Here is an 18,406-nt window from a genome sequence, read left to right as displayed (position 1 = left end):
GTGATTTTTCCTTTATTGGGGGATTGCCCCGGCTGTGGGTTCCCGGACTCAGACGTTGAAGCGGAAATGGAAGATGTCGCCGTCCTGGACGAGGTATTCCTTGCCTTCCTGCCGCATTTTTCCGGCCTCCTTGGCGCCCTGCTCGCCGCCCAGCGCCACGAAGTCGTCATAGGCGATCGTCTCGGCCCGGATGAAGCCGCGCTCGAAGTCCGTGTGGATCACGCCGGCAGCCTCTGGCGCCTTCGCGCCGCGCCGGACGGTCCAGGCGCGCGCCTCCTTGGGGCCGACCGTGAAGAAGGTGATGAGATCGAGCAGCTTGTAGCCCGCTCGGATCACCTTGTTGAGCCCGGGCTCCTCGAGGCCGAGGGTCTCCAGGAACTCCTGCTTCTCGGCGGGATCGGCGAGCTGCGCCACCTCGGCCTCGATGGCGGCGGAGACGACGATCGCCTCCGCGCCCTGCTCCCGGGCCATGCGCGCGACGCGCTCGGACAGGGCGTTTCCGGCGGCGGCCGAGGCCTCCTCGACATTGGCGACGTAAAGCACGGGCTTCCCGGTCAGCAGGGTCAGCGCCTTGAACACCTCCCGCTGCTCGTCGGAAAGGTCGGGCAGCACCGTACGCGCGGGGCGGCCGGCCTGCAGGGCTGCGACAGCCTTCTCCATCACGTCGGCCTGGGCCTTGGCCTCCTTGTCGCCGGTCTTCGCCTTCTTCTGGGTCGCGACCAGCCGCCGCTCAAGGCTGTCGAGGTCGGCCAGCATCAGCTCGGTATCCACGGTCTCGGCGTCGCGCAGCGGATCGATGTCGCCCTCGACATGGGTGACGTCACCGTCTTCGAAGCAGCGCAGGACATGGATGATGGCGTCGACCTCGCGGATGTTCGCCAGGAACTGGTTGCCCAGCCCCTCGCCCTTGCTGGCGCCGCGGATCAGCCCGGCGATGTCCACGATCTCGAGCTGGGTCGGGATCACCTTGGCGGACTTGGCGATCTCGGCCAGGCGGGTCAGGCGCGGATCGGGGACGCCCAGGCGCCCCACATTGGGCTCCTTGGTGCAGAACGGGAAATTCGCGGCCTCGGCCGCCTGGGTGGCGGTCAATGCGTTGAAGAGGGTCGACTTGCCGACATTGGGCAGCCCGACGATGCCGCAGTTGAAGCCCATGGGAGCCCGCCGTCCTTGATCCGTTCCGGAAACGCCGGGGTTTTATCCTGCGCGCCGCCGCGACGCAAAGGTCAATCTCCGCCGTGGCCCCGCCACGGCACCATCGTGGCAGCCAGCACGGCCGCAGGGGCGCTCACCATTGGGCGCAGCGGGCGGTCGTCTGCCGGTAGCTGTCGGCCGTGTCGATGCCGGCATGAAGGGCATTGCGCTCGCGCTCCATGGCCTTCACCGCCTTGCCCGCAACGCTCGCCACGCGCTCATAGATCCGCCGTCCGCCCGCATCGACACTGCGCGCCACGATCCCGGCCGAGACCTCGTCCACGGCCCGGCGCGCGGCCTCCTCGATCCGCGGTCCATGCCGCTCCAGCGTCTCCTGGTTGAAGCGCACATGGGTCAGCTCGTGCTCGCGCACGGCCTCGCGGGCGCATTCCATCCCGTCCGCGCCGTATTCCCGCGGCAGGTAGACCCGCGTCGTGGGATAGCCGTACTCGACCTCGAGCCGCCCGGGATAGACGCAGAAGCCGCCCTGCGGGAGCCGGACCGCCGTCACGCTGCCGCTGATCTTCAGCGCGAACTCCGCCTGGGTCAGGCCGTTGACGTGCCCACCGCGGGTCCGGATCCCGGGATCGCGCCTTGCGATCCGCTGGATCTCCGCGCGCGGGAGCCGCTCGATGATCTCGGGGCTGGCCTCGCGCGGCCGGAATGCCACCGTGGGCTCGTCCGGGGCCGGCGGGCAGGCGCCCTTGGCCGAGCCGTCCGACGGCACCGCGACGAGCACCCCGGCCGCCAACAGCGGTGTCATGGCAAGGCGAAGCAGCCGCATCTGGAACCCCGGTCCTGTCGCCGGCGCTCTCACGAAGCCGCCGCATCCCCAAGATAGGTTCCGCCTGCGGCAAAATTCAGGCCCGGCGAAGCTCCGCCCCGAGCTCAGGCGCCTCTATCAGCCCTCGGATTCCACCAGCCGCGCGAAGGAGCCGTCGGCGAGCTGGAGGCGGATCCAGCGGAAGCGCCCGCGCCGGATCGGCACGTCCTGCGAGGCATTCTCGCCGGTCTCCACCGGGACCTCCGGAGGGGCGGCGCCGAACCAGCCGAGGGTGGCCAGGCGTTGCTCGGCCGCGACGATCTCGGGGCTCGCGAAGCGCCACATGGAGACGCCCAGCAGAGCGTTTGCGGGAACGCGCCAGGCGCCCACCCGCCGCGGCGAGGCGGCGAGCAGCCGGTGCGTCAGATCGCAGACGAGGTGGATCTCGTGCGGGGAGGTCTGGACGAGCCGCAGCAGGGCGCGGTCGGCCGCACTGTCGGCCCGGGCCGCCATGAGGCGGCGCAGCCGGGCCGCCTGGCCGGGCGTCGGCTCCTGCGTCCCGCTTTCCCAGCGCGAGATGGTTGCCTGCGACACGCCGCAGAGCTCCGCGGCATGGCTCTGCTTGATCCCCCGTACGGCGCGCCAAGTCGCCAGCGTCGGGCCGAGCCCGACGATGGTCGGGGGAGCACCGTCCTCCGGCGCCTGCAGTTCCCTTGCGGTCATGCCTCCTCTCCCCTCGCGCATAAACAATACGTTCATCCCGTCCGCGCCGGATGGCAAGAAGGTCGCTCGGCGGGGAGGGGCAGGAACGACGGGGCAGGGGGTGGCCATGCGGGTGCTGGTGACGGGATCGTCGGGGTGGCTGGGGCGGCGGCTCGTGCCGCGCCTTCGCGAGGCCGGGCACGAGGTGGTCGGGCTGGACCCCGTGCCGGGCGCGACCACGGCGTTGGTCGGATCGGTGGCGGACCGCGCCTTCGTCGCCGCGGCGATCGCCCGGCATGGCATCGAGGCGGTCGTGCATTCCGGGGCGCTCCACAAGCCCGATATCGAGCGCCGCGGGCGAGCCGACTTCCTGGCCGTCAACGTGCAGGGCACCTTCAACCTGCTGGAGGAGGCCCTCGCTCAGGGCGTGCGCGCCTTCGTCTTCACCTCGACCACGTCGGTGATGATCTCGCGCGCGATCCGGGCCGGACGCGCGGGCGGCGCGGCCGAGGCCGCCTGGCTGACCGAGGAGGCGCCGGCCGAGCCCCGCAACATCTACGGCGTCACCAAGCTCGCGGCCGAGCATCTCTGCCGCCTCTACCACGAGCAGTCCGGGCTGCCCGTCGTGGTGCTGCGCACCGCGCGCTTCTTCCCGGAAGCCGACGACATGGCGCATGCCATCGTCCAGTCCGACGCGAACACGAAGGCGAACGAGCTGCTGTTCCGGCGCCTCACGGTCGAGGACGCGGCGGAGGCGCATCTGATGGCGCTGGACCGCGCATCGCAGATCGGCTTCGACGTCTTCATCGTCTCGGCCATGCCGCCCTTCTCGCGCGGGGACTGTGCCGCCCTGATCCAGGATGCGCCGGCGGTGGTCGCGCGCTACTTCCCGGACTATCCCGCGGCCTACGCGCGGCTGGGCTGGACGATGTTCCAGTCCATCGACCGGGTCTACGATCCCTCCAGGGCGGCGCGCCGGCTCGGTTTCGTCTGCCGGACGGGTTTCCGGGAGATGCTGGACGCCCTCAAGGCAAGCCCCGGCGTTTCCACCGGCGATCCCTAGGGCTCGGCCCCTTCCGCCCTGTCGGAATAGGGCGCGTTCTGGCTCTGCGGCGTCATCGCGCTCGGCGGCGCCTTCTTCGTTCCCTGGTTCGATTCCTCGCGCCTGATCAACAAGGTGACGCTCGACGCGACGGACCCGAGACCCAAGCTTCCCGGATTCCTGCTCACGACCTGGCGGGTGATCGCCAGTCCCAGCTCCTATCTCAGCCTGGGCTTCCTGACGCTGGGCGGCTTCGCCGCCGGGGTCGTGTTCTGGGGCGGCTTCAACACGGCGCTGGAGCTGACGAACACCGAGCGGTTCTGCGTCTCATGCCACGAGATGCGCGACAACGTCTACGAGGAGCTGAAGACCACGACTCATTTCGCCAACCGTTCGGGCGTGCGCACGACCTGCCCGGACTGCCACGTCCCCCATGAATGGACCGACAAGATCGCCCGCAAGATGCAGGCGTCCAAGGAGGTCTGGGGCAAGATCTTCGGCACCATCGATACCCGCGACAAGTTCGTGGCCATGCGCCGCGAACTCGCCGAGCACGAATGGGCGCGGCTGAAGGCAAACAACAGCCTGGAATGCCGGAACTGCCACAGCGCCGAATCCATGGACATCACCAAGCAGGGTGCCCGGGCGGCCGCGATCCACCAGCAGTTCCTGTTCACCGGCGACCGGACCTGCATCGACTGCCACAAGGGCATCGCCCATCGCCTGCCCGACATGCAGGGGGTGCCGCCGGGCTGGGACCAGACGGCCCAGAACTAGGCTGCACGCCGGATGCCGCCGGGCCGGCGGCGAACATAAGCGCCGCTGCCGGGTTATGCCTGCATGGATAGGCGAAGCCCAGGACATTTCGTGCAGCAGCACTGGCCGGACCGGCTGTGGGTGGTCCGGCACGGCGAGAGCGCGGGGAACGTGGCGCGCGATGCCGCCCATGCGGCGGGGCTCGCGCGCATCGACATCGAGCAGCGGGACGTCGACGTCCCGCTGAGCCCGCTTGGCGAGCGGCAGTCCGACGCGCTCGGCCGCTGGTTCGCATCGCTCCCGGCCGAGGAGCGGCCCGACGTGGTCATGACCTCGCCCTATCTGCGCGCGCGCCACACCGCCGAGCGGATCCACGCCGCCTGCGGCCTGCACGTGCATCCCAAGGACTTCGTGGTCGACGAGCGCCTGCGCGAGAAGGAGTTCGGCGTGCTCGACCGCCTGACGCGCAAGGGCATCGAGCAGGACTTTCCGGACCAGGCCGCGTTCCGCCGACTTCTCGGCAAGTTCTACCACCGGCCGCCAGGGGGCGAGAGCTGGTGCGACGTCATCCTGCGCCTGCGCAGCGCGCTGGACACCGTCAGCCTGCACCACGGCGGGCGGCGCGTCCTGATCGTCGGGCATCAGGTGGTCGTGCTGTGCCTGCGCTATCTCATCGAGAACATGACGGAGGCCGAGATCCTGGCGATCGACGCCGAGGCCGAGGTGGCCAACTGCTCGGTCACCGAGTACCGCTTCGAGCCCGGCGCCGGTCATGACGGGGGCCTGGTCCTGCACCGCTACAACTTCGTGGCGCCCCTGGAGGAGGCGGGCGCCCCCGTGACCGCCGAGCCCGACGGGCCCGTGGGTGCCCGGTGACCGATCCCGTCCGCATCACGCCGGACCTTCTGCGCCGCATGCCGCTGCCCCAGCCGGACGGTGACGGCGACAAGGAGCAGCGCGGGCGCGTCCTGGTGGTCGGCGGCAGCGTCGAGGTCCCCGGCGGAGCCCTGCTGGCCGGCATTGGCGCCCTGCGCGCGGGGGCGGGCAAGCTGCAGATCGCGACCGTCCGCAGCGCTTCGGTCGCGCTCGGCTTGGCCGTGCCCGAGGCCCTGGTCTCGGGTCTGCCGGAGACTCCGGCCGGCGGCATCGACCCTGCCTCGGTCGAGGCGCTGGTTCCGCGCGTGGGGCGTTGCGACGCGGTCCTGGTGGGGCCCGGCATGACGGACCCGCCTGCCGTCGCGGCGCTGACCACGGCCTTGCTCGCGGGCGCCGAGGGGCCCGCCTTCGTCCTGGATGCCGAGGCCCTGGTCTGCCTCGGCAGCCAAGCGATCCCCGCCCGCCACGCCGGGCGGATCGTCGTCACGCCCCATTCCGGCGAGATGGCCGCGCTGCTGGGGATCGAACGCGACGCCGTGACTGCCGATCCGCTCTCCGCCGCGCGCAGGGCCGCGGCGGACCTGCGGGCGGTGGTGGCGCTGAAGGGCGGTTGCACCTGGATCGTCTCGCCCGAGGGCGAGGCCTGGACCTATGACGGGGGGCGCGTAGGGCTCGCGACGTCGGGTTCGGGGGACACGCTGGCGGGTATCGTCGCCGGGCTGCTCGCCCGCGGGGCGACGCCCGGGCAGGCGGCGGTCTGGGCCGTCTTCCTGCATGGCGAGGCCGGGAACCGGTTGACCCGGCGAATGGGGCCTTTGGGTTTTCTCGCCCGCGAGCTGCTGGCCGAGATCCCGGCCATCATGGCGGCTCTCGGCCCTGCGGAGCCTGAAGCCTGAGCGCTGGCGGGGCTTGCCTGCGCCCGACCGGGCGGCGCTATGATCGGTGCCCCCAACGGAACGGAAGGTCGGGCCATGGTCAGGGCGCTGGTTCTCGACGAGGCGGACGGCAAGGTATCGGCATCGGTGCAGGAGGTGGCCGAGGACCGCCTTCCTGAAGGCGACGTCACGATCGCCGTCGAATGGTCGACCCTGAACTACAAGGACGGGATGATCGTGAAGGGGCTCGGGCGGCTCGTCCGGAGCTATCCGCACGTTCCCGGCGTCGACCTGGCGGGGCGGGTGATCGAGAGCCGGCACCCCGATTGGCAGCCCGGCGACGCCGTGGTGCTCACCGGCTGGAGGGTCGGCGAGCTGCGCTGGGGCGGCTACGCCGCCCGCGCCCGTGTCAGGGGCGAGTGGTTGGTGCCGCTGCCGGCCGGCCTGACGTCACGCCAAGCGATGGCGGTGGGCACCGCGGGCTTCACTGCGATGCTGGCGATCATGGAGCTGGAGCGCCGCGGCCTGACGCCGGAGGCGGGCGAGGTGCTGGTCACCGGGGCCGCGGGAGGCGTCGGCAGCATCGCGACCGCCCTCCTGTCGCGGCTGGGGTATGCGGTCGCGGCCTCCACCGGCCGGGCCGAGCAGCACGACTACCTGCGCCGCCTGGGCGCGCGCACCATCATCGAGCGGGCCGAGATCGCCGAGCCCAGCCGGAAGCCTCTGGAATCCGAGCGCTGGGCCGCCTGCATCGACGCCGTGGGCGGCGCCATGCTGGCGCGCGTGCTGGGCCAGCTCCGCCATGGCGGCGCGCTGGCGGCCGTCGGCAACGCCGGTGGCGTCAGCTTCGAAGCGAGCGTCCTGCCCTTCCTGCTGCGTGGCGTGGCCGTCCTCGGCATCGACAGCGTGGTCCGGCCGATTCCGGACCGGCTTGAGGCCTGGCGCCGCATTGCGGCGTCGCTGCCCCTCGACCTGCTCGACTCGCTGACGGAGGAAGCCGGCCTCGGCGATCTCGACCGCCTTGCGGGTGAGATCCTGAAAGGCCGCGTGCGCGGCCGCGTGGTGATCGACCCGCAGCGCTGAGACGCCTCCCCTCCGCCTGGATCCGGGCCCGCGTCGTGCGCAGCGCGGCAGCCTCGCGCTCAGAGTGCGACTGCCGCGGCCGGCGGCCGTGAACGACCCCCGCCATCCTCCGGGCGGGGCGCCTCCATTCTCGCCCCGGAGCGCTGGTTTGCCATCTCCGCGGGGGCAGCCCTCGCAGCCCTAATCCGCACGGGGTCGCCCATGCGTGGCGCCTCGGATCCGACAGCGGACGCTTTTGCGGAATGTCCTGTTCGAACTCAGGGGCTCATACCCTGGAATCATACCGCTGGTTACAGGAGAACCGCGCCATGCGGCCACTGCTTCACCTGTCCGTCTCAGCCGCGGCCTTGCTTTTGGCATCGCCCTGCCTTGCCGTCACGGCGCCGGTGCCGGCGCCCGAAGGGGCCGAGGCGCCGACATTGGATGCCGGGATGCTCCATCTCGCGCAGGCCTCGGGCGGTGGCGGCCGCGGCGGCCTCGGCGGGGGGCTGGGCGGCCTCGGTGGCGGCCGCGGTGGCCTGGGAGGGCTCGGCGGCGGCGGCCGCGGCGGCCTTGGGGGCGGCCTCGGTGGCGCCGGAGGCGGCTCGGGCAGCGGCTCTGGCGGCGGTTCCGGGGGCGCGGGCGGGGGAGACGGCGGTGGCGGCTCCGGTGGCGGCGGCTCCGGTGGCGGCGGCTCCGGTGGTGGCGGCTCCGGTGGTGGCGGCTCCGGCGGTGGCGGCTCCGGTGGTGGCGGCTCCGGCGGGGGCGGTGCTGGTGGAGGCAGCGGTTCGGGTGGTGGCTCGGGCGGTGGGGCCGGCGGTGGTGGCGGAGCCGGTGGCGGCTCCAGCAGTGGTGGCGGAGCCGGTGGCGGTGGTGCAGGATCCGGCGGCTCGGGCGGCGGCGGTGCCGGTGGGGGCAACGGTTCCGGTGGCGGTGGAGCAGGCGGTTCCGGCTCGGGCGGCGCTGGTTCCGGCTCCGGCGGTGGCGGGAGCTCTGGCGGCGCCAGCGGTTCCGGCTCGGGCTCCGGCGGTGGAGGTCTCGGTGGCGGCCTGGGAGGGCTGGGCGGCCTCGGAGGCCTGGGCGGCCTTGGTGGCCTCGGCGGGCTTGGAGGCTCCGGCGGCAGCCTCGGCGGTTCCACCGCGGGCGGAACCGGAAGCTCGTCCGGCGGCGGCACGGGGAGCGGCAGTGGGAGCAACAGCGGCAGCGGGAACAGCAGCGGGGGATCCGGCTCGGGCTCGGCAGGCGCCGGAGGCTCGACCGGCGGCAACGCCGGCGGCTCGGCCGGCGGAGCGGGCAGCGGGTCCGGCGGCCAGGCGGGCGCTGGCAGCGGCAGCGGATCCGGGACAGCCGGCGGCACCGCGGGGTCCACGGGCTCGACCGGCGCGGCGGGGGGCGCAGCCACCGGGTCATCGACATCCGGCACCTCGACAGCGGGGGCGGCGACGGGGTCCTCGGCAGCCGCCGGTCCCGGCGCATCGCCGGGTACGTCCCCTGGCACCTCCGGGCCCGATGCCACGGGCCGCGCCGCGAGCTTCTCGACCGGCGCGGAGGGCGGCAACTTCAACCGCGGCGATCCGGCGGCGCTCGGCCGCGCCGCGCGCGGCAGCCTGAGCGTGCTCGGCGGCACGGCGGTGGCCCGCCAGGTCTCGCCTGGGCCGACGCGTTTCGCGGACCTGCAGCGCGAGGCCGCGCCCGCGCGGCGCGGCTGGAGCTGGGTCGACGATCCGATCGCGAACGAGCCGCGCACTCCGGACGTGGTGCGGGAGCTGTCGCCGAACGAGGAGACGGCCCTGATCAACCGGTCCTGGCGCTGAGCGAAGTGATCGGTGCCGGCGCGCATGCGCTGTCGCCTGGGCCTGCCGGGTGTCCTAAGCTCGGTTCCGTCGGCGGGAACGGAGGAGGTCGTCATGCAGGACCCGGAAGAGGGCGGGGCAACCGGTGGGCGCGAGCCGCTGGACGAGGAGACCATCGCCTTCGTCGGGCGCGTCTTCCATTACGCCAGGGCAGGGGATGCCGGAGAGCTTGCGCCGCTGCTGGAGGCCGGGCTGCCCCCGAACCTCCGCAACGAGAAGGGCGACAGCCTGCTGATGCTGGCGGCCTATCACGGCCGGGCCGAGGCGGTCCGCATCCTGCTGAAGCATGGCGCGGATCCCGAGCTTGCCAACGACCGCGGCCAGACTCCGCTGGCCGCCGCCGCGTTTAAGGGGGACGCCGGGATGGTCGCGCTGCTGCTCGACGGCGGGGCGGCGGTGGACGGCTGCGGCCCGGACGGGCGTACGGCGCTGATGACGGCTGCCATGTTCGACCGGATGGAGATCGTAGACCTTCTGCTGGCGCGCGGCGCCGATCCCGCGGCCCGGGACGCCGGCGGCATGACCGCCGAGGATGCCGCCCGCCGCATGGGCGCGGCGGACACGCCCGACCGGCTCGCCCGCGCCGTCCTGGATCGGGGGCCGGGAGACCGCTAGGATCGGGCACCCCTTCGGAGCACCCGGCCCATGCCCGACGATTCAGAGTCCCGCGATCGCAAGTCCGGAGGCGAGGACCCACGCCAGCTTCTGCTGCGCCAGATGCGTGCCCTGCGCGCCGGGCTGGACCCCGCGGTGGTCGAGCGGCTCGAGCTGGCGAAGCAGGGGAAGGTGCCCTACGACCACGCCACCGCCCAGGAGGCGGTGCGCCAGTTCCTGGCCAGCAAGCAGGATGGCGGGAAGTTCCGCACCCGCCTGATGGAAGCGCTTCGGAAGCCCAGGAAAGATTGAGCGCCCCCGAGGTTCGGCCAGCGGACCGGTCCTGCGCCGCCGGATCAGCTCAGCGCGGATTCGCGTTCTGCGGCGTGCCCAGCAGGCGGGCCCGGCAGTCGTCGTAGCGGCCGGGCGCCACGATGCACTGACGGTGCGCCTCCTCGGCCGTCGCCAGGCAGGCCTGGTCGCCGGGCCGGTTGCTGTTGCACCAGGTGAGCGCGATCGTCTCGGGAGAGGCGGTCGGCGGCGTGGACGAGCATGCGGCGGCAAGGAGCGCCGCGAGCAGGGGGGGAATCAGCCGGATCGTCGACATGGCGCCTTCATACCCCTTTTGCGTCAGGGGCGGAAGTCAGGACTCCGCCGGCGGCGCCGAGGCAGGGGGCGCCTCGTCCGGCTTTCCCCCGGCCTGCTTTCCAGGAACCTGCTTGCCGGGGGCCTGCTTCCCCTGGGCCGCGCCGTCGGCAGGCTTCTCGCGGCGGGGCGGGGGCGGGTTCAGGATGGTGCTCACGCGCTGCAGGTAGCGCTCGGGATCGCCCTTGGCGAGCAGCGGGAACTCCGCGGCCAGGGTGTCCAGCAGCGGGTCGACCCAGGCGGTCTCGGCCTTGTGGAAGTCGTGCAGCACGTAGCCCGAGACGGCATCTTTGTGGCCGGGATGGCCGATGCCGATGCGGATGCGCCAGTAGTCCTTGCCGATATGCTCGTCGATCGAGCGCAGCCCGTTGTGGCCGCCATGCCCACCGCCGCGCTTGGCGCGCAGACGGCCGGGCGGTAGGTCCAGCTCGTCGTGGATGACGACGACGTCCGCCGGGGTCAGCTTGAAGAAGCGCATGGCTTCGCCGACCGACTGCCCGGACAGGTTCATGTAAGTCTGGGGCTCGATGGCGAGGATCTTCTCGTCGCCCACCGTGCCGTCGCAGGTCTGTCCCTGGAAGCGCTTGCGCCAGGGGCCGAAGCCATGGCGGCGGACGATCGCGTCCACCGCCATGAAGCCGATGTTGTGCCGGTTGCGGGCGTATTCCGGGCCGGGGTTGCCCAGGCCCACCAGCAGCATCATCGCCGTGCCTCGGTTGCGCCGCGGTCGGTCAGGCCGCGGGCGTCTCCGCCGCCGCCGCGCCTTCCTCGGACTTCAGGCCCGACGGAGCGGTGATGGTCGCGATGGTGAAGTCGCGGTCCGAGATGACCGGCTTCACGCCCGCGGGGAGCTTCACCGCGCTGATGTGGATCGATTCGCCCACGTCGAACCCGGTGCAGTCCACCGTGATGTGCTCGGGGATCGCATCGGCGGGGACCGTGAACTCGATCTCGTGCCGGACGATGGTGAGCACGCCGCCGCGCTTCAGGCCCGGCGACTTCTCCTGGTTCGCGAACTCGACCGGGATCATCAGCGTGATCGTGGAGCCCGCGGAGATCCGAAGGAAGTCCACATGGGTCGGCCGATCGGTGATCGGGTCGAACTGCACGTCGCGGGGCAGGACGCGATGGTTGGCGCCGCCGACGCTGACGTCGAACAGGTGGGTGAAGAAGCCCGGCGTCCGCAGCACGCGGTCGAACTGGCGGAACTCCAGCGAGATCAGGAGCGGCTGCTCCTTGCCGCCGTAGATCACGGCGGGAATGCGGCCCTCGCGGCGGGTCTGGCGGGCTGCCCCCTTACCTGCCCGGTCCCGCGGCTCGGCGCCGATCGTGACGATCTGAGACATGTCTTTCTCCTCATTGTCGAGGGCCGGCCTCCAGGGGTGCCGTCCCTACCGCCGCCGTCCCTCGGGGATGGGCGGCCGGTCCCTTGAAAATTAGTCGAAGAGGCTCGATACCGAGCGTTCCTCGCTGATGCGCGTGATGGCCTCGGCCATCAGCTGCGAGATAGTCATCTGGCGGACGTTGCGCGAGACACGCACTGCCTCGGTCGCCTGGATGCTGTCGGTGGTGACGAGCTCCTGCAGCGGGGAGGCGGCCACCCGGGCGACCGCGCCACCCGAGAGCACCCCGTGCGTGACATAGGCCGAGACCGACTTGGCCCCGGCATCCATCAGCGCCACGGCGGCGTTGCACAGCGTGCCGCCGGAATCGACGATGTCGTCCACCAGGATGCAGCGGCGGTTCGAGACGTCGCCGATGATGTTCATCACCTCGGACACGCCGGCGCGCTCGCGCCGCTTGTCAATGATCGCGAGGTCGGCGTCCAGGCGCTTGGCCAGCGCGCGGGCCCGCACCACGCCGCCCACGTCGGGCGAGACGATCATGAGCTGGTCGCCGTCCGGCGTCGTGCGCTTGATGTCCTTCACGAACTCGGGCGCGGCCATCAGGTTGTCCAGGGGGATGTCGAAGAAGCCCTGGATCTGGCCGGCATGCAGGTCCATGGTCAGCACCCTGTCGGCGCCGGCCGTGGTGATCAGGTTCGCCACCAGCTTGGCCGAGATCGGCGTCCGGGGGCCGGTCTTCCGGTCCTGCCGGGCGTAGCCGAAATAGGGAATGACCGCCGTGATGCGCCGGGCCGATCCGCGCTTGAGCGCGTCGATCGTGACCAGCAGCTCCATCAGGTTGTCGTTGGCGGGGTGCGAGGTCGACTGGACGACGAACACGTCCTCTCCGCGCACGTTCTCCAGGATCTCGACGAACACTTCCATGTCCGAGAACCGGCGGATGTTCGCCTTGGTCAGAGGAACGTTGAGGGCGGCCGAGATCGCCTCCGCCAGAGGGCGATTGCTGTTGCCGGCAATCACTTTCATGTGGTCTGGACCTGCATCACCCGGATACGCCAAAAGCGGCCGCCCCGGCGACGGGTGGGGCGGCCGGGGCGGAAACGGGCCGGACCATAACAGCCCGGTCCCGCCGTGTAAACGTTCGATGTCTTGCGGTTTCCCCTGGCTGCGGGTGCCCCGGCGGAAGCCGCGCGGCGCCTCAGGTCAGCAGCGCGCAGCCCACGAAGAGGCCGAGGATGCAAAGGATCAGGAGGGTGATCAGATGCGGCACGGATCAGCCCTCCAGCGCGATCGCGGACAGGCCGCGGCCGTAGTCGGGCTCGCCCCGGAGCGTCGCGCGACGGTAGCTGAAGAAGCGGTCGTCCTCGGCGCAGGTGTCATGTGCCGCGACGGCGACCTCCGCCACCCCGGCCGCCTTCAGCCGCCGCACCACGTAGCCGCCGAGATCGAACATGAAATGGCCCTCGCGCGAGGAGGGGGCGAACAGGTCGGCATCCGCGGGGTCGCGGCCGGTCAGCCGCTCCGGGAACTCGGGCCCGACCTCGTAGGAGGCCTGGGCGATGCAGGGGCCGAGCGCCGCCCTGATCGAGCCCCGCCGTGCCCCCAGCCGGACCATGGCCGCAACCGTGTTCTCCAGCACACCACCGACGGCGCCCTTCCAGCCCGCATGCGCGGCGCCGATCACCCCCGCCTCGGCATCGGCGAACAGGACGGGCGCGCAATCGGCGCTGAGGACCCCGAGCGCCAGCCCCGGGGTCGCTGTCACCAGCGCATCGGCCCGCGGCGGTGTGCCCTCGAAGGGACGCTCGACGACGGCCACGTCGGGGCTGTGGACTTGGTAGACCGTCAGCAGCCGGTCCGCGGGCAGGCCCAGGTCGTCCGCGCAGCGGGCGCGGTTGCGCCGCACCCTGTCGCTGTCGTCGCCGGACCCGAGCCCGCAGTTGCGCGAGGCGTAGAGCCCGTCGCTGACGCCGCCCTCGCGCGTGAAGAAGGCGTGGCGGACACCGCGCATGGCATCGAAGAGGGGCAGGGTGATCAAGGCTGTTCCATGGGTTTGGGGGGCGTGGGGGCCGGGACGGCGGCGGGACCTGGGGTTGGGGTGACGGCGAACCCGGCGGGCGGCCCGAAGCCGGGGGCGGTCAGCGCCAGCGCCTTGAACAGGGTGCCCATCTGGTCCGCATCGATCAAGCGCGCCAGCGCCGTCCGGATCGCCTCGGCCTGTGCGGGGGCGGCGCTGGCGGCAAGGCGGCGGCCGCGCTCGGCCGCGCCGAGGACGCGCAGGAGGTCGCCCTGCGGGACGGGGCCCCAGCTCTCGGCGCCGCCGGCGCGGGCGGCGGCGGCGAGGGCGCCGAAATCCACATGGGCCGTGAGGTCGGCCTCGCCCGGCGCTTCAAGGACCGGGGCGAATGCATGCCGGCGCATGGCCTGCAGCGTCTCGCCGGCGCCAGGCCTCGCATGCCCGTAATCGATGGCGAGCGCTGCGCCACCCCACCGGGCCAGCCTCTGGCCGAGGTCCCGGGCGATGGCCGCCGCGGCCGGGCAGAGCTCGACGACCGCTCCCGGCGGCAGGGCGGCGAGCGCCGGCGGCAGCGTGGCCGCAAGCGCCGTGGGCCGCGGGTCGAGCGCCAGGCGGAAGCCGCCATTCTCGGCCAGGTCCACGCGGCGCTCGGCCCAGCCGGCGGGCGTGCGCTCGATCTGATGGATCGGCAGGGCGTCGAAGAACTCGTTGGCGATCGCGATCACCGGCCCGTCGGGCACGGTGTCGAGGCTGTCGTGCCAGGTGGCGCCGGCACCGGCCAGCGCCTCGGCCTGACGGGCGCGCAGCACGGGGCTCGTCTCGACCAGGTGCAGGTCGATGGCCGCCCGGAAGGCCGGCAGGACCCTGGCGGCTCGCAGGAAGTCCTGCATCAGCGTCCCGCGGCCGGGGCCGAGCTCGACGACCCGGACGGCCGAAGGCGCTCCCATCCGGGCCCAGCAGTCGGCGGCCCACAGCCCCAGGAGCTCGCCGAAGACCTGGCTGATCTCGGGCGCCGTGGTGAAGTCGCCCCGAGCGCCCAGGGGATCGCGGGTGCGGTAGTAGCCCCAGCGCTCGTTGCCGAGGCACTCCGCCATCCAGGCGGCGAGGGTCAGCGGGCCCTCGGCCTCGATGCGGCGGGCCAGGTGCTCGGCCAGCGTCGCGGGCGGGCGGCTCATCCCCGGGTCTCGGGCGCCTCTGACGCCTTCGGGGATGCGCTCGGGCGGGCCTCGGGTCCGCCGCCCGCCGCGCGCGACGGGCGGCGGGCATAGGCCACCAGGGCCACCCCGGCCAGCACCATGGGGATCGAGAGGAGCTGGCCCATCGTGGCGTGACCGCCCAGCAGGAAGCCGAGCTGGGCGTCGGGCTCCCGGAAGAGCTCCGCCGTGATGCGCGCGAGACCGTAGCCGATGAAGAACACGCCCGCGACCGTGCCGGGCCGAGCGCGGATCTCGCGGCGGCGCGCCAGCAGGTGCAGCACCACGAAGAGGACCAAGCCTTCCAGCACGGCCTCGTAGATCTGGCTGGGATGCCGGGGCAGCGGCCCGCCGCGCGGGAAGACGACGCCCCACGGCACGTCGGTGGGCCGCCCGAAGAGCTCGCCGTTCACGAAATTCGCGAGGCGCCCGAAGAAGAGGCCGATCGGCGCCGCCGCGGCCACCAGGTCGCCCAGGGCGAGTGGCGAGAAGCCGCGCCGCCAGGAGAAGACGAATATGGCGATGACCACGCCGGCCATGCCGCCGTGGAAGGACATGCCGCCCTGCCAGACCGCCAGGGCCTGCAGCGGTTCCGTCAGGTAGAAGGAGAAATTGTAGAAGAGGACGTAGCCGATGCGGCCGCCCAGGATCACGCCGATCACGGCCCAGGTCAGGAAGTCGTCGAAGTCTTTGGGACCGGGCGGGGCGGGGTTGGTGCGGGCGAGGCTTAGGCAGTACCGCCATCCCGCCACGAAGCCGACGAGATAGGCAAGCGCATACCAGCGGATCGCGATGGGACCTAGCTGGACCGCCACCGGATCGATGTTGGGAAAGGCGATGGCGAGCATGCGCGGGGGCCCTGGCGTGCCTGGAGGGAAAGACGGGCAGGGAACCCTGGCACCCGCCCGCGGGTTCGCCCTTATAGGCACGCGCCACGCCGGGTCGCAAGCCGGGCCGCGCTCCGGGCGCCGTTGCACCTGCGAGGGGCGGTGACCATAATGCAAGGGAAACGGAGGATACCGGTTCCATGCAAGTCGAGAACAAGCTCCTGGACGATCTTGCCCGCGTGGCGGGCGGCGCCCTCGGTGCCCTGTCGGGCCTGCGCAACGAAGTCGAGGGGCAGATGCGCCAGCAGTTCGAGCGCATCCTGTCCCAGATGGACGTCGTCCAGCGCGAGGATTTCGAAGCCGTGCGCGAGATGGCGGTGAAGGCGCGCGAGGAACAGGAGGTGCTTTCCGAGCGCGTCACGGCGCTGGAGGCGCTGGTCGCGACCCTGACGGCGGAGCGCGAGCTCCTCCAGAGCAAGCCCGCGCCGAAGCGCCCCGCCCATCACCAGACCGCGCCGACGACGGATTCGGCGGGTACGTGACGATTTCGCGACAAGCCTTTGCTTGGTTGCCCGCGCTTTCGGGAATCCTGTTGCGGGGCTTTTCCCCTTCTGGCACCGTGCTTTCATTAGTAGATGGCCGGTTCGTGGGCCACAACATATCGGGAAGTGCCCCGGTGTCGGCCTCGGACCAGCCGTGGAGGCCTTCCACCCTTGCCCAGTAAGGAGGGCGCAGGCATGTCGGCAGTTGCCGTCGACACCACCACGAACACCCACAATCCCCTCGATATCGTGGAGGAGATCGTCACGGCCAATGAATGGCCGTTCGACCGGTCGAGCGAAGACGAGATGATCGTCGAGATCGCCGGGCGCTGGTGCGACTACCGACTCTATTTCGTCTGGCAGGAGGAGGTCAGCGCGATGCAGTTCTCCTGCCAGTTCGACATGAAGGTCCCCCCGGCCCGCAGGAACACCGTCAACGAGCTGCTGGCCGAGGTGAACGGCCGCATGTGGCTGGGCCATTTCGACGTCTGCTCGGAGGAGCAGTCGCCGATGTTCCGCCACACCACGCTCCTGCGCGGTGCGCGCGCCGCCAGCGTCGAGCAGCTCGAGGATCTCGTCGAGATCGCGCTCTCCGAGTGCGAGCGCTACTACCCCGCCTTCCAGTTCGCCATCTGGGGCGGAAAGACCGCGAAGGAGGCCGTCGAGGCCGCGATCCTGGACACCGTGGGCGAGGCCTGAGCGTGGCCGCTTCGCTGCTGCTGGTCGGCTGCGGCAAGATGGGGTCCGCGATGCTGGAAGGCTGGCTGGCCTCCGGCGTCGCGGACCGGATCGTGGTGGTCGAGCCGCAGTCGGAGAGCCCACAGGGCTCGGGCGGCGCGGACCCGAGGGTCATCCGCTGCGCGGATGCCGCGGGCATCCCGTCGGGTTTCCGCCCCGATGCGCTGGTCATGGCGGTCAAGCCGCAGGTCATGGACGCCGCCGTTGCGCCCTATGCCGGATCCGCGGGGGCCGGAGCGGTCGTCCTCTCCATCGCCGCCGGCAAGACGATCGGATATTTCGAGGCGCGCCTCGGCGCCGGTGCCGCGGTCGTCCGGGCCATGCCCAACACCCCGGCCGCAATCGGTCGCGGCATCACCGTCGCCTGCGCCAACGCCCAGGTGACGCCCGCCCAGCGGGTTCTGTGCGAATCGCTGCTTGCGGCCGTCGGCGAGGTCGGATGGGTCGAGGACGAGTCGCTGATCGACGCCGTCACCGGCGTCTCCGGCAGCGGTCCCGCCTACGTCTTCCTTCTGTGCGAGGCCCTGGCCGAGGCCGGCCGCGCGGCCGGCCTGCCGGAGGACCTGGCGACGCGGCTGGCGCGGGCCACGGTCTCGGGCGCGGGCGAGCTTCTGCACCGCTCGCCGGAGAGCGCGGGCCAGCTCCGCCGCAACGTCACCAGCCCCAACGGCACGACCCAGGCCGCGCTCGACGTGCTGATGGCGCCGAGCGGGCTCGCCGCCCTGATGACCGAGGCGGTCGCCGCAGCAACGCGCCGATCCCGCGAACTCGCCTCCTGACGGTGGCTGACGCCGCGCTCAGCCCCTCCGCCCGCAGGGTCCAGGACCTGCTGGATGCCTTCGGGCGCGGACATCGTGTCGTCGAGTTCGCGGCCCCGACCCGCACCTCCCAGGAGGCAGCCGACGCCGTCGGCTGCACGGTCGCGCAGATCGCCAAGTCCCTGATCTTCCGGACCCGAGACAGCGGACGTCCCGTGCTCGTGGTCGCGAGCGGGGCGAACCGCGTGAACGAGAAGGCAGTTGCCCTCCACTTCGCAGCAGAGCTCGGCGGCGAGCGGTTCCAGCGCGCGGACCCCGAATTCGTGCGCTCGGCCACCGGCTTCGCGATCGGGGGCGTGCCGCCCATCGGGCACACGGTCCCGCCCATCGTGCTGATCGACGAGGATCTGGCAAGGCATGAGCCCATCTGGGCCGCGGCCGGGACCCCGAACGCCGTCTTCCGGCTGAGCTTCGACGAGCTGGTCGCGATCACCGGGGGCGTGGTCGGCCCTGTCGTCTGAGTTGCCCATTTCCCACCCCTACGGTGTTTAAAGCTCCGTTGCATCGGACAGTGTAAAAATGGTCCGATGGTGCTCAGTGGTTTCCGGCGATCGGGCCGGTGG

At 71.9% G+C, this 18,406-nt stretch carries 22 protein-coding genes; 12 read left to right on the top strand and 10 right to left on the bottom strand.

The window, feature by feature from the left end:
• Positions 1-48: 48 nt before the first annotated feature.
• The 3 genes from ychF to JUB13_RS05370 all read right to left on the bottom strand — a co-directional run bounded on the left by ychF (position 49) and on the right by JUB13_RS05370 (position 2,680).
• The gene (ychF, locus tag JUB13_RS05380; protein ID WP_207477762.1) at positions 49-1,155 is read right to left on the bottom strand and encodes a redox-regulated ATPase YchF; all 1,107 of its coding nucleotides are present in this window, start codon (positions 1,153-1,155) and stop codon (positions 49-51) included.
• Positions 1,156-1,288: 133 nt separating this feature from the next.
• Positions 1,289-1,978 carry a hypothetical protein gene (locus tag JUB13_RS05375; protein WP_207477761.1) on the bottom strand — a complete coding sequence of 230 codons (690 nt, stop codon included), beginning with the start codon at positions 1,976-1,978 and terminating at the stop codon, positions 1,289-1,291.
• A gap of 117 nt (positions 1,979-2,095) precedes the next feature.
• Positions 2,096-2,680: a helix-turn-helix domain-containing protein gene (locus JUB13_RS05370; RefSeq protein WP_207477760.1), complete on the bottom strand. Its 585-nt coding sequence runs from the start codon at positions 2,678-2,680 to the stop codon at positions 2,096-2,098.
• Positions 2,681-2,786: 106 nt separating this feature from the next.
• Between JUB13_RS05370 and JUB13_RS05365 the strand changes: the two genes are divergently transcribed.
• From JUB13_RS05365 to JUB13_RS05330, 8 genes are all read left to right on the top strand, one after another.
• A complete protein-coding gene (locus tag JUB13_RS05365; protein ID WP_207477759.1) occupies positions 2,787-3,722 on the top strand; it encodes an NAD-dependent epimerase/dehydratase family protein in 936 nt (311 codons plus the stop codon).
• Positions 3,723-3,836: 114 nt separating this feature from the next.
• Positions 3,837-4,478 carry a NapC/NirT family cytochrome c gene (locus JUB13_RS05360; RefSeq protein ID WP_207477758.1) on the top strand — a complete coding sequence of 214 codons (642 nt, stop codon included), beginning with the start codon at positions 3,837-3,839 and terminating at the stop codon, positions 4,476-4,478.
• A 63-nt stretch (positions 4,479-4,541) separates the two neighbouring features.
• On the top strand, positions 4,542-5,333 hold the full coding sequence (locus JUB13_RS05355; RefSeq protein ID WP_211115473.1) for a histidine phosphatase family protein: 792 nt from the start codon (positions 4,542-4,544) through the stop codon (positions 5,331-5,333).
• Positions 5,330-6,229: an NAD(P)H-hydrate dehydratase gene (locus JUB13_RS05350; RefSeq protein ID WP_328702868.1), complete on the top strand. Its 900-nt coding sequence runs from the start codon at positions 5,330-5,332 to the stop codon at positions 6,227-6,229. Before JUB13_RS05355 ends, JUB13_RS05350 begins: the two co-directional genes overlap by 4 nt.
• 75 nt (positions 6,230-6,304) lie before the next feature.
• On the top strand, positions 6,305-7,291 hold the full coding sequence (locus JUB13_RS05345) for an MDR family oxidoreductase (RefSeq protein WP_207477757.1): 987 nt from the start codon (positions 6,305-6,307) through the stop codon (positions 7,289-7,291).
• A 308-nt stretch (positions 7,292-7,599) separates the two neighbouring features.
• Positions 7,600-9,084, top strand: a complete 1,485-nt coding sequence (locus tag JUB13_RS05340; RefSeq protein WP_207477756.1) for a hypothetical protein — start codon at positions 7,600-7,602, stop codon at positions 9,082-9,084.
• Between the two features lie 93 nt (positions 9,085-9,177).
• Entirely contained in the window at positions 9,178-9,738 is a 561-nt protein-coding gene (locus JUB13_RS05335; RefSeq protein ID WP_207477755.1) for an ankyrin repeat domain-containing protein, read from the top strand.
• A 30-nt stretch (positions 9,739-9,768) separates the two neighbouring features.
• Positions 9,769-10,029: a hypothetical protein gene (locus JUB13_RS05330; protein WP_207477754.1), complete on the top strand. Its 261-nt coding sequence runs from the start codon at positions 9,769-9,771 to the stop codon at positions 10,027-10,029.
• A gap of 49 nt (positions 10,030-10,078) precedes the next feature.
• Here the strand turns inward: JUB13_RS05330 and JUB13_RS05325 are convergent, their stop codons facing one another.
• From JUB13_RS05325 to lgt, 7 genes are all read right to left on the bottom strand, one after another.
• Complete coding sequence (locus tag JUB13_RS05325) at positions 10,079-10,324, bottom strand: hypothetical protein (RefSeq protein WP_207477753.1); 246 nt, start codon at positions 10,322-10,324, stop codon at positions 10,079-10,081.
• A gap of 36 nt (positions 10,325-10,360) precedes the next feature.
• Entirely contained in the window at positions 10,361-11,065 is a 705-nt protein-coding gene (gene pth / locus JUB13_RS05320) for an aminoacyl-tRNA hydrolase (RefSeq protein WP_207477752.1), read from the bottom strand.
• Between the two features lie 28 nt (positions 11,066-11,093).
• Positions 11,094-11,708 (bottom strand): 50S ribosomal protein L25/general stress protein Ctc, encoded by a 615-nt coding sequence (locus JUB13_RS05315; protein WP_207477751.1) that lies wholly within the window; start codon positions 11,706-11,708, stop codon positions 11,094-11,096.
• Positions 11,709-11,798: 90 nt separating this feature from the next.
• Positions 11,799-12,734, bottom strand: coding sequence for a ribose-phosphate pyrophosphokinase (locus tag JUB13_RS05310; RefSeq protein ID WP_207477750.1), 936 nt, complete (start codon positions 12,732-12,734; stop codon positions 11,799-11,801).
• Positions 12,735-12,981: 247 nt separating this feature from the next.
• Positions 12,982-13,746, bottom strand: a complete 765-nt coding sequence (gene pgeF / locus JUB13_RS05305) for a peptidoglycan editing factor PgeF (protein ID WP_207477749.1) — start codon at positions 13,744-13,746, stop codon at positions 12,982-12,984.
• Positions 13,743-14,900, bottom strand: coding sequence for a class I SAM-dependent methyltransferase (locus JUB13_RS05300; protein WP_207477748.1), 1,158 nt, complete (start codon positions 14,898-14,900; stop codon positions 13,743-13,745). Before JUB13_RS05300 ends, pgeF begins: the two co-directional genes overlap by 4 nt.
• Positions 14,897-15,766: a prolipoprotein diacylglyceryl transferase gene (lgt, locus tag JUB13_RS05295; RefSeq protein WP_207477747.1), complete on the bottom strand. Its 870-nt coding sequence runs from the start codon at positions 15,764-15,766 to the stop codon at positions 14,897-14,899. The genes JUB13_RS05300 and lgt overlap by 4 nt, the downstream gene beginning before the upstream one ends.
• Positions 15,767-15,945: 179 nt before the next feature.
• On the opposite strand from lgt, the gene JUB13_RS05290 reads away from it, so the two are divergent.
• From JUB13_RS05290 to JUB13_RS05280, 4 genes are all read left to right on the top strand, one after another.
• Complete coding sequence (locus tag JUB13_RS05290) at positions 15,946-16,287, top strand: accessory factor UbiK family protein (RefSeq protein ID WP_207477746.1); 342 nt, start codon at positions 15,946-15,948, stop codon at positions 16,285-16,287.
• A 195-nt stretch (positions 16,288-16,482) separates the two neighbouring features.
• A complete protein-coding gene (locus JUB13_RS31180; RefSeq protein ID WP_236024745.1) occupies positions 16,483-16,986 on the top strand; it encodes a type III secretion system chaperone family protein in 504 nt (167 codons plus the stop codon).
• A 2-nt stretch (positions 16,987-16,988) separates the two neighbouring features.
• On the top strand, positions 16,989-17,804 hold the full coding sequence (proC, locus tag JUB13_RS31175; RefSeq protein ID WP_328702867.1) for a pyrroline-5-carboxylate reductase: 816 nt from the start codon (positions 16,989-16,991) through the stop codon (positions 17,802-17,804).
• A 2-nt stretch (positions 17,805-17,806) separates the two neighbouring features.
• A complete protein-coding gene (locus JUB13_RS05280; RefSeq protein ID WP_207477744.1) occupies positions 17,807-18,304 on the top strand; it encodes a YbaK/EbsC family protein in 498 nt (165 codons plus the stop codon).
• Positions 18,305-18,406 lie beyond the last annotated feature (102 nt).

This window comes from Arenibaculum pallidiluteum (genome assembly GCF_017355985.1).
Lineage (GTDB): Bacteria > Pseudomonadota > Alphaproteobacteria > Azospirillales > Azospirillaceae > Arenibaculum > Arenibaculum pallidiluteum.
This window is presented reverse-complemented; position numbering and strand designations above follow the sequence as displayed.